Origin of the sequence: Algoriphagus iocasae (assembly GCF_014206875.1) — a bacterium.
Taxonomy (GTDB): domain Bacteria; phylum Bacteroidota; class Bacteroidia; order Cytophagales; family Cyclobacteriaceae; genus Algoriphagus; species Algoriphagus iocasae.
Map to the genome: position 1 here is coordinate 360490 of NZ_JACIJO010000002.1, position 12665 is coordinate 373154.

Sequence of the window (12665 nt, forward strand, 5' to 3'; positions counted from 1 at the left end):
GAGCAGAGATCAATAAAGTATTCAGCATTCCTATTGACCTAAATAGATCAGGAAAACCAAAACATTAAAAAACTATTAGACTATCTGAGGAGGAGGGGAATCTATGGTAAACAATGGATTACTGTAAGATGAAAAAATAAACCCTAATAAAGACTTATGTAAATCGTTCTTAAATCCTGAAAAGGAAAATAAGTCCGTTTGGATATAATCTTTGACGAAATTTTTGTGCAGGGATTTCCCATTTTGATCCTGTGGCAATTCATCCCCTAAAATCGAAGAAATCCAAGTTTGAAAGGTTTGATCTAAAACAGCCCGTGAAGTATCCGGAACGTAGATAATCTGTAAAGTTTCCTTTGTATAGCGTTGCTTAATCGCACGATAATACTTTCCGTCTTTCTCAAATTTGGTGTTAGTGACTTGAAAATCCTCTTGATAAGACATATATGGAACTGCCAAAGGCACCTCTAACATCTTTTCTTCCAATTGAGATTCTTCCAAATCAAAAATCTGCTCTTCCCACTGTGCCTCAATATGAGTCTCGTAAGAAAAATAAAACGCATAGTAGCCAAACTGATAAATGGCAAAACATGCGAGAAGCAATATGGAAGAGATTTTTTTCAATTCGGTGGACTTGCAATTCGAAATGTATTAACATTTCAAATAAAGGCCAATAAAAATATGAAAAAGGTCACTTAAAAAAATGATATTTATCGTTATTGAAATTATTTACCGTTTTTTCAATGGTTTGCAGAATAATATTTTACTATTAAATATAGTATAGAAAATAGAATGGCAGAAAAGCCAAATACCTTAATAACTTTCAACCTGTTGAAACGATCCATGAACCATAAAACATAGACAGGGCGAATCAACCCTAGGACTATTTGAAGAAGGGATAGATAAATACCCAATTTTAGGAGGACCAGAATTGCCTTGATCATATTCAAAAATAAAAAAGGAACAGCAAGCTGTTCCTTTTACTAATAAGTATTTATAATTCGAATTATTTCTTTCGCTTTACTTCTTTCATCTCATAACCTTCAATGGTATCATCGATCTCGATGTTATTGAAGTTCTTGATAGAAATACCGCACTCATAACCCGCTTTTACTTCAGCTACATCGTCTTTGAATCGCTTCAATTGATCGATTTCACCATCGTGGATTACAATACCATCACGGATGACTCTGATCTTATTCTTACGAGTGATGAAACCATCCAATACATAAGAACCAGCAACAGTACCGATTTTAGAGATTTTGAATACCTCACGAACTTGAATGTTACCTGTAATAACCTCTTCAAATTCTGGCTCAAGCATTCCTTCGATTGCATCTTTGATCTGATTAATCGCATCGTAAATGATGGAGTAATGTCTGATCTCGATTTCTTCTTGCTCAGCCAATTTCTTAGCATTTGCCGAAGGTCTTACCTGGAATCCTAAGATGATCGCATCAGAAGCAGATGCCAAAAGAACATCTGATTCAGAGATTTGACCAACACCCTTATGGATGATGCTCACTTTCACTTCATCTTTAGACAGTTTCAATAGTGAATCAGAAAGTGCTTCAACAGAACCATCCACGTCACCTTTGATAATGATATTCAACTCTTTAAATGAACCGATTGCCAAACGACGGCCGATTTCATCCAAAGTAATATGCTTCTTAGTTCTCAAGCTTTGCTCTCTCTGAATTTGCTCTCTTGAGTTTGCAATTTCTCTAGCTTCACGCTCAGTGTCATAAACCTTAATGATATCACCTGCTTGAGGAGCTCCACTAAGACCTAGTAACTGAACAGGAGTAGATGGTCCAGCGGTTTTCAGTTTTTTACCTTTATGGTCAAACATCGCCTTCACTCTACCATAGTGCTTTCCAGCCAAAGTAATGTCGCCGATATTCAGTGTACCACTTTGAACCATGATGGTGGTCACATAACCACGACCTTTATCCAAAGATGCTTCGATTACAGTTCCGACAGCATTTTTATCAGGATTCGCTTTCAATTCCAATACCTCTGCTTCCAAAAGTACTTTCTCCAAAAGATCATCCACACCTTCACCGGTTTTGGCTGATAATTCCTGAGATTGGTATTTACCACCCCATTCTTCGATCAAGAGATTCATATTAGCCAACTCCTCCTTAATCTTATTCGGATTTGCATTTGGCTTATCAATTTTATTGATCGCAAAAATCATCGGTACACCAGCTACTTGAGCGTGGTTGATTGCTTCTTTGGTCTGAGGCATGATGCTATCATCCGCAGCAATCACAATAATAGCGACGTCAGTGATTTTCGCACCACGGGCACGCATCGCTGTAAACGCTTCGTGACCTGGAGTATCCAAGAATGCAATTTTATGTCCTGTTTTGGTAGTCACATCGTATGCACCAATGTGCTGTGTGATACCTCCAGCTTCATCTGCTGTTACTTTTGAAGTACGAATGTAATCCAACAAGGAAGTTTTACCATGATCGACGTGACCCATGATCGTTACGATCGGAGCTCTTTCGACTAGATCTTCTGGATCGTCCTCCACCTCTTCTACGATTTCATCCTCAATAGATTTGGTGAATTCAACATCGTATCCAAATTCATCAGCAATAATAGTAATTGCTTCCGCATCCAATCTTTGGTTGATCGAAACGAACATACCCAAAGACATACAAGTAGAAATAATCTGGTTGACAGAAACGTCTAAAAGTGCTGCTAAGTCATTTGCAGAAATAAATTCTGTGACTTTGAGCAATTTTGTTTCTTCATTTTCCTGATCAACTTCCCTTTCTCTTTCTGCTTTCTTATCTCTTCTTGATTTGGACTTTCCTCCTCCAGGCTTATTGCCTTGAAGTCTAGCGAGAGTCTGCTTGATTTGATCCTGAATTTCCTTTTGAGTAGGTTCTGCCTTTTGAACTCGGCCTTGACCTCCTCTATTTTGGTTATTTCCTCTTTGACCACCTTGACCTTGGTTTCTATTACCTCCGCCTTGGCCTTGATTTCTATTACCTCCAGAGTTAGGTCCATTTGAACCTCCCTTGTCAATTCTCTTACGAGGTCTCTTTTTATCTCTTCCTCTTTCGTCAGAAGAAGCGACAGGACCACCTTTCTTCTTAGGCTTGTCAGCAGGTAATTCGATTTTACCCAAAACCGTTAAGCCTTTTAATGAATCTGCTTTTGCAGAGATCACCTCACTTGGCTGCGGCTTTTGAGTTTCTTCAATTTTTGGCGCTGGAGAAGTAGGTTTTACTTCTGGCTTAGCTGAAGCTGCTGGTCTTTGCTGCTGTCCTTGAGGATTTTGTGGTTTTTTCTGCTCTTGAGCAGGTTTCTGGTGATGTTGTGGTTTTCTATTATCACCACCCTGATTTTTATTGCCTTTATAACCACCTTGTCTTTGGTTAGATGCAGGTTTTTGGCTCAAATCAATTTTACCCAAAACTTTTATGCCTTCTAGCTTAGGAGCTTCAGACTCCACTTTTGGAGCTTCTTCTTTTGCTGGAGCAGGTTTAGGGGTTTCAGCCTTCACTTCAGGTTTTACCTCAGGCTTCACTTCTTCTTTCGGCGTTGGCACAGGGGCCGGTTTTGACTCAACTACAGGCGCAGGCTTAGGAGCCTCAGCAGGAGCCGGTTTTGGTTCAGACTCAGGAGCCTTTTCTTGCTTAGGAGCTTCTGTCTCCATCGAAATAGGCTCATGGCGCTTCCCTATAGAAAGGTGGGAAGCCTCTTCTTTATCCAGGGCAGAAGATTTAAATTCCTTTCTCAGCATCTCAACTTGTTCCATACTGATCTTGGAATTCGGATTATTCTCCACCTCAAAGCCCTTTTTAGCCATTGACTCAACTATGGTCGCCGTTCCCACGTTGAGTTTTCTGGCTATCTGGCCTAATCGCATCATTTTTTCTTCTGACATAAGCAAAAACCTCTTTCGAAATCTTAAGTAAAATTAGGGTATTTAAATTAGTAAATCCCTTGTATTATTGTTCAAATTCTTGTCTGAGGATACGGAATATCTCATCGATCGTCTCTTCCTCAAGTTCTGTTCTTCGGAGTAAATCCTCCTTACTTAGAGTCAACACACTTTTTGCAGTGTCCAACCCTGTTTTTTTCAATTCTTCGATGATCCATCCTTCGATTTCATCTCCGAATTCTACTAGATCAACATCTTCTTCTTCGTATTCATTCAACTCTCGGAATACGTCGATTTCATAATCCACCAATTTGCTGGCCAATTTGATATTGAATCCACCTTTACCAATTGCTAGAGAAACCTGATCAGGCTTCAAGAAAACTGAAATTCTCTTCGTCTCCTGATTTACAGTGATGGAAGAAACCTTTGCAGGACTCAATGCTCTAGTCACATAAAGCTCCAAATTATCCGTGAAATTAATCACGTCGATATTTTCGTTTTGAAGCTCACGAACTACTGCATGAATTCTGGATCCTTTCATTCCGACACAAGCTCCTACTGGATCGATTCTGTCATCATAAGATTCCACAGCCACTTTCGCTCTCTCTCCTGGCTCACGCACGATTTTTACAATCGTGATCAACCCATCATAAACTTCAGGAACTTCGTTTTCAAATAATCTTTCCAAGAAAACCGGAGAAGTTCTAGAAAGGATGATCTTAGGATTACCATTCATCATATCGACACGATGGACGATAGCTTTTACTGTGTCCCCTTTTCTGAATCTATCCTTTGGAATCTGCTCACCCTTTGGAAGGATCAATTCGTTTCCTTCACCATCCATCAATAGAATTTCTCTACCTAATATCTGGTACACTTCTGCAGATACGATTTCTCCTACCTGCTCTTCATATTTATTATAAAGGATATCTTTTTCAAGATCCTTAATTCTCTGGATCAATGTCTGACGAGCCATCTGAACAGCACGTCTTCCAAATTCTTCCAGTTCTATTTTCTCATATACTTCCTCACCGATCTCAAAATCAGGTTCGATCTTTCTAGCGTCGGTCAAGCTGATTTTATCAAAATCCCAAATATCTTCAGAGTTGTCGTCGACAATTTCCCTGATTCTGAAAATCTCGAGGTCGCCCTTGTCTGCATTGATGGTTACGTCGAAGTTTTCATCAGATTCAAACTTCTTTCTAATCATTGCTCTGAACACATCTTCCAGGATACGGATCATGGTAGGTCGATCCACATTTTTAGATCTCGCAAACTCTGCGAAGGATTCTATTAAGATTTTGGCATCCATTTGAGTTATTTAAAAGATACTTGTACGATTGTTTTTTTCATCTCTTCAAAAGGAAGTACTACTTCCTCTTCCGTGGCTTTTTTGCCTTTTTCTTTTTTCTTTACCAGCATTTTCACACCGGCTGTATTTACTTCCAGTAATTTACCGACCAGTTCTTCGCCGCTGGTCTTCAAAACTTTCAGCTCCCTGCCGATATTTTTTTGATATTGTCTCCTGCTGCTCAGTGGATAATCCAAGCCCGGAGAAGAAACCTCCAAAATATAAGCACCCGGCATAATGTCCTTTGCTTCCAATTCTTCAGACACAGCTCTACTTACGTTTGCGCAGGTCTGAATATTTAAGCCTTCATCCGCATCAATCAAGATACTGAGGGTTGTTTTCCCCGTTTTTTCTGTCATTTTTACCTCCACGATAAAGTGATTTTCATCTGGAAGATGCTTCTCGACAATTTCTTCGATGGACTGTTTCAGTTCGGACATAGTATGCATAATGAAAGAGGGGACATTGGTGTCCCCTCCAGAAACTTTCGAATACGCGACAAAGGTAAAATAAATTTGATGCAAAAACAATTTGCGTAAAAAATCTACAAAAGGTCTCCGATGTTAACACCCAAAGTGTAGACTTGGCAGATAATCGGCTCTACCAACTAAAACCTCTGCAAGCCTTTTCAATAAATAGAGCAAAAAATATCGTGTTTCTTTCAGATTTCTCCATTTAAGGTAATAATTTTGCCGACCCCCGTTTAATAATGAGTACTCAACGTACTATATTGAACAATTAACTCCAACAAATAGTCAATCAAAAAGTCAAAAATGGGATTATTCGATTTTTTCTCAAGTGATATAGCCATCGATTTGGGTACTGCCAACACCTTGATTATCCATAAGGATAAAATTGTGGTGGATGAGCCCTCCATCATTGCCATAGACAAAACTACCAACCGTGTTTTAGCAGTGGGAAGGGAAGCGATGAATATGCATGAGAAAACTCATGAGAATATCAAAACCATCAGACCGCTAAAAGATGGAGTAATTGCGGATTTCTATGCAGCTGAACAAATGATCCGTGGCTTGATCAAAATGATCCCTGGTCAGAAAAAAGGATTATTCCCGCAGTCTCATAGAATGGTGATTTGTATTCCTTCAGGAATTACTGAAGTAGAAAAAAGAGCTGTAAGGGATTCTGCAGAGCATGCAGGAGCCAAAGAGGTCTATATGATTTTTGAACCGATTGCTGCGGCGATTGGTATCGGTATCGACATTGAGAAACCTATGGGTTCAATGATTGTTGATATCGGAGGGGGTACTACAGAGATTGCTTTGATCGCATTGTCAGGAATTGTAGCAGATCAGTCGATCCGAGTGGCTGGTGATACTTTTACCAAAGACATTCTTGATTACATGAGAAGACAGCATAACCTATTGATCGGTGAGCGCTCTGCAGAAAAAGTTAAAATTGCTATCGGATCTGCCTTAACGGAACTGGATGAGCCTCCGGAAGATCATGAAATCCGTGGTCGTGATTTGATGACTGGTATTCCTAAAGTAATCAAGGTTTCTTATTCCGAAATTGCTTTTGCATTGGACAAGTCTGTTTCCAAGATCGAAGAGGCTGTTTTGAAAGCATTGGAAATTGCTCCACCGGAGCTATCTGCTGACATCTACGATAACGGGATTCACTTGACTGGTGGTGGAGCTTTGCTGAAGGGTCTTGACAAGCGATTACATCAAAAAACCAAACTTCCAATTCACATTGCCGAAGATCCACTTCGAGCAGTAGTAAGAGGTACTGGTACCGCCTTGAAAAACGTACAAAATTTCAGAACAGTATTGATGACATAAACCCTGAATGCTACGCATCCTCCAATTCCTTTATAGTTTAAGGTCATTTCTTTTATTCGTTTTGCTCGAAGTGCTGGCAATCTGGCTCCTCGTCGCAAATAACTCCCCTCAGGGTGCCGCATTCTTTAACAGTTCCACCTCCATGGTGGGATCTATTTTGGAAACTCAATCTGACGTCAGAGATTTCTTTTCCCTTGCTGAAGCCAATGAAGCATTAGTGGGAGAAAATTCCAGACTGATGGAGCAATTGAAAAGTCTCAAGACGGATCCTGACTCAGTGGAATTAACATTGGATTCTGCTTTATCCTCTCAATTTGAATTTTTGGGAGCGAGAGTAATCAGTAATTCTCTTCGATATGCCCAAAATCACCTAACCTTAAACAAAGGCAGTGAGCAGGGAGTGAAACCTGGAATGGGGATTTTCAATGAAAGCGGTGTAGTAGGAAGAGTAAAGTCTGTTTCAAAAAATTATTCTGTAGGAATTTCGTTATTGAATAATGACTTACTGATCTCTTCCATCATCAAATCGACGGGAGATTTCGGATCCATCAACTGGGATGGGAAAAACTCTCAAACGGCAAAATTACTGTATGTCCCAAGACATGTGAATGCACAAGTTGGAGACACTATTGTCACTTCTGGTTATAGCGCGGTATTTCCAAGAAACATCAACATCGGAGTCATTTCCAATGTCATCCAATCTGGAGACCCAAATTACCTGGATATCGAAGTTGCCTTGACAACTGATTTCAGTAAAGTATCATACGTCTACCTAGTAGAAAACACAGAGATCGAAGAACTGGATTCTTTGTATCAACAATCTGAAATAACTAATGAATTTTAGGAACCTAATTTCATTTATTTTACTCATTCTGATCTTAGGACTATTTCAGATCCTATTTCTAAAAAACCTTGCCCTTTTCGGTATTGCATTTTGCTTTGTTTATCTCGTAGGCATTCTGAGTATTCCTCTTCAGATCCGGGCTGTTCCTTTACTTTTGATCAGTTTTGGAATCGGTTTAATCATTGATGTCTTTTATGATACTTTGGGTTTAAATGCAGCTGCAGCAACTTTCTTGGCATTTTTAAGACCTTATTGGCTAAAAATACTCAGACCAAATGGAGGCTATGATGACTCAACCCAACCTACGCTTCAAGAGATGGGAATTGGGTGGTTTATCAGTTATTCCCTGCCACTGATATTTGCGTTTTGTTTGATATTCTTCATCGCTGACCAGTGGGGAACAGGCACATTCATCGGAGTTGTAAACAAAAGTCTTTTCTCCTCGATTTTTACCTTGGTTTTGGCTATTATTGTACAACTACTGTTCTTCAAACGCAGGAGAGGAATCTAATGAACGACCAAAGACCCGTAGCAATAATAATCTTCATTTTCTTGATCGGTTTGGTGCTTTTGACCAAACTTTTTATGATCCAAGTAATGGATGACAGCTTTATGAAAAAAGCTGAAAGAAATGCTATACAGCGAGTAGTAGATCACCCCTACCGTGGATTGGTTTATGATAGAAACGGAAAGCTCTTGGTTTATAACAATCCGATTTTCGATTTGATGCTGGTACCAAAGGAATTTGAGGTAGGCGATACCACCAGATTCTTGGAACTTTTTAAAATCAGCAAAGAAGAACTTATTGAGGCTTACGAAGCAGCAAGAAAATATTCTTATGTAAAGCCCTCCCCTCTCATCAAGCAGATTTCGACTACTGAATTTGCCCGGATGCAGGATTATCTGATCGATTATCCTGGCCTATTTATTATGACTCGATCAGTAAGGTCTTACCCTCTACCCATCGCCGCGCATGCCTTGGGCTATATCGGTGAAATCAATGCCCGTCAGCTAGAGCGGGATACGACCAATTATTATGTTCAGGGAGATTATACGGGACTCAGTGGAATAGAAAGATTTTACGAAGACGATTTAAGAGGAAGAAAGGGCGTAAAATATAAAATGGTCAATGTCAGAGGAGTGGATAAAGGACCGTTTAAAGATGGTGAATATGACACTGCATCAGTTGCCGGAAAAAACATCACCTCGACAATCGATATGGAACTTCAGCGATACGGCGAAATGCTTATGGCTGGTAAAAAAGGTTCCGTAGTAGCGATTGAGCCGAAGACAGGTGAAATTCTCGCGATGATTTCCGCTCCTTTCTATGATCCTAATGATCTAACCGGTTCTGAATTCAGCAAGACCTACAGAAGCTTAAATTCTGACGAAAGTAAACCTCTATTTAATCGGCCTATTATGGCCACATATCCTCCGGGTTCTATTTTCAAAGTGGTTCAAAGTTTAATTGGTTTGCAAGAAGGGGTATTGACCCCAGAGACCACTTTTGCTTGTAATAAATCTTTGGTCGCCTGTCATAATCACCCTTCCCCAGTCAATCTTTTTGGTGCAATCAGAAACTCTTGCAACCCTTACTACCATCAGGCATTTAGACAAATTATTAACCGTGAGGTTTCCAGCAATACATACAAGGACACTGAGATTGGGTTGAATGCTTGGAGAGAAAATGTCCTGAAATTTGGATTGGGAGGTAGGTTGGGAGTAGATATGCCAAATGAAAAAGGAGGTGACGTGCCTTCCAGTAAATACTATGACAGATTCTATGGGGAAGGAAGATGGAAATACAGCACAATTTATTCCCTTTCAATTGGTCAGGGCGAAATGCTGGTAACTCCTCTCCAAATGGCTAATCTAGCTGCGATTTTTGCCAACAAAGGCTATTATTATACCCCTCACTTGGTCAAATCAATTGATGGAGATGCGAATCAAATCCCTGAAAAATATCGAATCAAGAATGAAGTGGGAGTTGAAGCTCGCCATTTTGATATGATACAGGATGCGATGGCAGAGGCTCTTTATGGTACAGCTACTAGAGCCATCATGAAAGATATTACCATCGCTGGTAAAACCGGTACTGCACAAAATCCACATGGAGAAGATCACTCGGTATTTGTGGCTTTCGCTCCAAAAGAGGATCCGAAAATTGCTATTGCCGTGTATGTGGAAAATGCTGGTTGGGGAGGAAGAGCTGCGGCAAGTACAGCTTCTTTGATGATTGAGAAATACATCAAAGGTGAAGTTCTACGAAAAGAACTTCAAGATTATGTGTTAGCTGGAAATTTCATTTACTAATGCGGGAGTCAGATATCAACATCAATCGGGTGGACTGGATCACCGTTATGATCTATTTTACTCTTGTTATAATTGGCTGGTTTAACATTTATGCAGCGGTTTATGATGGGCAGGCAGAAAAAAGTATTTTCGATTTTTCAATTAATTCCGGAAAGCAACTAGTTTGGATCGGCACAGCCATCGCAATTATCATCGTGGTAATGGCCGCCGATTATAGATTGTATGAAAACCTATCTATTTACTTATATCTGACTTTTCTGGTTTTGTTGGTCTTGACACCTTTTGTCGGAAAGGAAGTAAATGGACAAGTGCTTTCTATTGGAGTGGGATCTTTTAGGATCCAGCCAGGTGAATTTGCCAAATTTGCCACAGCACTGGCCCTCGCTAAGTTTATGGAAAGGCCCACATTTGACCTTTCAAAAAGAAGCTATCAGCTGAAAGCATTTGGGGTTTTAATGTTACCTGTGATTCTGATTCTTTTGCAACCAGATACTGGAACTGCAATGGTTTACTTTTCATTGCTGATTATGTTTTACCGTGAAGGTTTGCCTCAATATTATTATGTTTTGGCATTTGGAGGTATTGCGGTTACTCTTCTTGCTTTAGGGATTGAAAACAATCTTTACTTATCCGGAGCCATCATCGCAATTGTAATTTTACTTATCGTTCTTGGTAAAAAATCCTGGCAGAGAATCCTTGCTTTCAGTTTGATCGGTGTTGGGGTGATAATTTATATCTACAGTATTGATTTTGTCGTGTCAAAGCTTCCTGAGCACCAGCAAAATAGAATCATGGTGCTATTTAACCCTGACCTTGATCCCCTTGGTGTGGGATGGAATGTGACACAATCCAAAATCGCGATTGGTTCGGGTGGATTGGCCGGTAAAGGATACTTACAGGGTACTCAAACAAAGTTTGACTTTGTTCCTGAGCAACATACCGATTTTATCTTTTGTACCCTAGGTGAAGAGTTTGGCTGGCTGGGTAGTTTCGTCGTGATTTCCCTTTTTGTAGCGCTTTTATACCGTCTGATCATCATGGCTGAGCGCCAAAAAACCAGATTTACTAGAATATATGGGTATTGTGTGATATCGATTATTCTCTTTCACTTTATGATCAATATTGCCATGACCATTGGCTTATTTCCTGTTGTTGGTATTCCTCTTCCGTTTTTCAGTTATGGAGGGTCCTCACTATGGTCTTTCACCATCTTACTGTTTATTTTCATTAAGATGGATTCATCCCGCGCAATGCAGCTTGGAAGACTGGGTTAATTCAGGAGTTTAATAACTGGTTAAGCCAAAATTGCTTTTTAGGCTCTCTGTTTTTAATTGCAAATGGAGTGTGAAAATGATGGGCTTTTAAAAAGTTAATCTGAAGATTTTTCCATTGTTCTTCAGTTTCCAGAACTTTCATGTATTTCAGTTCTTTAAAAAGTAGGTTACTGATTTCAGGATAATCTGACCTGCCTAAATAATCAAGATCAGCATCACAGATGATCTTTTGGATTTCATTTAGTGGAGTCTGGGGGATTTTAGTAGCCATCACCAGACCTTTTACTTCTTGGATTTGATACTCGCTCATTCCGAGATCTCTCATAATTTCAGCTGCCATTCCTGAGCCTACTTCTTCATGATTGGCAGGACCCTTTAAAAATCCCATATCATGAACTATCGCACCTGTTCTTAGTAAATATCGCTGCTCTTCCGGTAAGTCTAGCCTTTTAATGTATTGCTCACAGACATTTATAACATCCATGGTATGATCCAATCCATGATAGGATAAATAGGATGGCAAGCCTGCATCCAATTTGCTCAAAACGATTTTTCTAAGTTTTAGGTAACCTTTCATTTTATATAAAAAGAATTCAGCCTTGAAACGCAGTTCTTAAGGCATAATACAAAATAAAAACAAACAACAAGCCAATATTGAAAGAAAGAAATCTAATCGAAAGGTTAACATTACGAAATTTTGCGGCAGTGATTTTGGCGTTGATATAGACTTGTTCTCCCAATTGATCCAAATAAGGTCTTCTTTTGATGCTTATTTCTTCTAGTTTTCTCACGTATTCCTTAATAGTCCCATAAGAATGGATAATATCACCAAAGAAGAATACACTTTTATCAAACTTACTCTCGATCTGTGGCATAAAACATCTGAAGCTATAATAAATAGATGTCACACTGAACATAAACCAAAGTGAAAGAAAAATATAAATAAAGGGATCAGAGCCAGCTACTTCTATCAAATGATCAGAAAACTGAAAAAAAACATTGATCAATAAACCATAAAATGATAATACCAATCCGGCTTTAATTTCTGAAGCTTTGATTAAATCTCTTAAATAATTGATCAGGTACCAATAGTTATCGACAATATCCAGTCCTTCGTCGAACACAGGAATATCATCAATCCCTTTTTCTTTTTTGACCATTTATGAATAGGGTTTACGAA

The 12665-nt window shown here is 39.3% G+C and carries 11 protein-coding genes; 5 read left to right on the top strand and 6 right to left on the bottom strand.

The features are described 5' to 3' along the window. Positions 1 to 75: 75 nt before the first annotated feature. The 4 genes from FHS59_RS09035 to FHS59_RS09050 all read right to left on the bottom strand — a co-directional run bounded on the left by FHS59_RS09035 (position 76) and on the right by FHS59_RS09050 (position 5692). On the bottom strand, positions 76 to 621 hold the full coding sequence (locus FHS59_RS09035) for a hypothetical protein (RefSeq protein ID WP_184494823.1): 546 nt from the start codon (positions 619 to 621) through the stop codon (positions 76 to 78). Positions 622 to 1003: 382 nt separating this feature from the next. Then, entirely contained in the window at positions 1004 to 3904 is a 2901-nt protein-coding gene (infB, locus tag FHS59_RS09040) for a translation initiation factor IF-2 (RefSeq protein WP_184494824.1), read from the bottom strand. Positions 3905 to 3968: 64 nt separating this feature from the next. Continuing rightward, a complete protein-coding gene (gene nusA / locus FHS59_RS09045) occupies positions 3969 to 5213 on the bottom strand; it encodes a transcription termination factor NusA (RefSeq protein ID WP_184494825.1) in 1245 nt (414 codons plus the stop codon). A gap of 5 nt (positions 5214 to 5218) precedes the next feature. Continuing rightward, positions 5219 to 5692 carry a ribosome maturation factor RimP gene (locus tag FHS59_RS09050; protein ID WP_184494826.1) on the bottom strand — a complete coding sequence of 158 codons (474 nt, stop codon included), beginning with the start codon at positions 5690 to 5692 and terminating at the stop codon, positions 5219 to 5221. A 333-nt stretch (positions 5693 to 6025) separates the two neighbouring features. Between FHS59_RS09050 and FHS59_RS09055 the strand changes: the two genes are divergently transcribed. From FHS59_RS09055 to rodA, 5 genes are read left to right on the top strand one after another with little or no spacing between them, the layout of a single operon-like run. Further along, positions 6026 to 7054, top strand: coding sequence for a rod shape-determining protein (locus tag FHS59_RS09055; protein WP_184494827.1), 1029 nt, complete (start codon positions 6026 to 6028; stop codon positions 7052 to 7054). Positions 7055 to 7061: 7 nt separating this feature from the next. Further along, complete coding sequence (mreC, locus tag FHS59_RS09060; protein WP_184494828.1) at positions 7062 to 7898, top strand: rod shape-determining protein MreC; 837 nt, start codon at positions 7062 to 7064, stop codon at positions 7896 to 7898. Continuing rightward, positions 7888 to 8409, top strand: a complete 522-nt coding sequence (locus tag FHS59_RS09065) for a rod shape-determining protein MreD (protein ID WP_184494829.1) — start codon at positions 7888 to 7890, stop codon at positions 8407 to 8409. The genes mreC and FHS59_RS09065 overlap by 11 nt, the downstream gene beginning before the upstream one ends. Beyond that, the gene (gene mrdA / locus FHS59_RS09070) at positions 8409 to 10211 is read left to right on the top strand and encodes a penicillin-binding protein 2 (protein ID WP_184494830.1); all 1803 of its coding nucleotides are present in this window, start codon (positions 8409 to 8411) and stop codon (positions 10209 to 10211) included. Before FHS59_RS09065 ends, mrdA begins: the two co-directional genes overlap by 1 nt. Further along, a complete protein-coding gene (gene rodA / locus FHS59_RS09075) occupies positions 10211 to 11485 on the top strand; it encodes a rod shape-determining protein RodA (protein ID WP_184494831.1) in 1275 nt (424 codons plus the stop codon). The genes mrdA and rodA overlap by 1 nt, the downstream gene beginning before the upstream one ends. 1 nt (position 11486) lies before the next feature. Here rodA and FHS59_RS09080 read toward each other — a convergent pair whose 3' ends face one another. After that, positions 11487 to 12062 carry an HD domain-containing protein gene (locus tag FHS59_RS09080; RefSeq protein WP_184494832.1) on the bottom strand — a complete coding sequence of 192 codons (576 nt, stop codon included), beginning with the start codon at positions 12060 to 12062 and terminating at the stop codon, positions 11487 to 11489. 16 nt (positions 12063 to 12078) lie between these two features. After that, positions 12079 to 12645 carry a Pycsar system effector family protein gene (locus FHS59_RS09085; protein WP_184494833.1) on the bottom strand — a complete coding sequence of 189 codons (567 nt, stop codon included), beginning with the start codon at positions 12643 to 12645 and terminating at the stop codon, positions 12079 to 12081. Between the last annotated feature and the right edge of the window lie 20 nt (positions 12646 to 12665).

Coding starts and splice junctions, on each gene's coding strand:
- FHS59_RS09055 (WP_184494827.1), top strand. CDS start 6,026: ATGGGATTATTCGATTTTTTCTCAAGTGATATAGCCATCGATTTGGGT.
- FHS59_RS09085 (WP_184494833.1), bottom strand. CDS start 12,645: ATGGTCAAAAAAGAAAAAGGGATTGATGATATTCCTGTGTTCGACGAA.
- mrdA (WP_184494830.1), top strand. CDS start 8,409: ATGAACGACCAAAGACCCGTAGCAATAATAATCTTCATTTTCTTGATC.
- FHS59_RS09065 (WP_184494829.1), top strand. CDS start 7,888: ATGAATTTTAGGAACCTAATTTCATTTATTTTACTCATTCTGATCTTA.
- FHS59_RS09080 (WP_184494832.1), bottom strand. CDS start 12,062: ATGAAAGGTTACCTAAAACTTAGAAAAATCGTTTTGAGCAAATTGGAT.
- infB (WP_184494824.1), bottom strand. CDS start 3,904: ATGTCAGAAGAAAAAATGATGCGATTAGGCCAGATAGCCAGAAAACTC.
- mreC (WP_184494828.1), top strand. CDS start 7,062: ATGCTACGCATCCTCCAATTCCTTTATAGTTTAAGGTCATTTCTTTTA.
- nusA (WP_184494825.1), bottom strand. CDS start 5,213: ATGGATGCCAAAATCTTAATAGAATCCTTCGCAGAGTTTGCGAGATCT.
- FHS59_RS09050 (WP_184494826.1), bottom strand. CDS start 5,692: ATGTCCGAACTGAAACAGTCCATCGAAGAAATTGTCGAGAAGCATCTT.
- rodA (WP_184494831.1), top strand. CDS start 10,211: ATGCGGGAGTCAGATATCAACATCAATCGGGTGGACTGGATCACCGTT.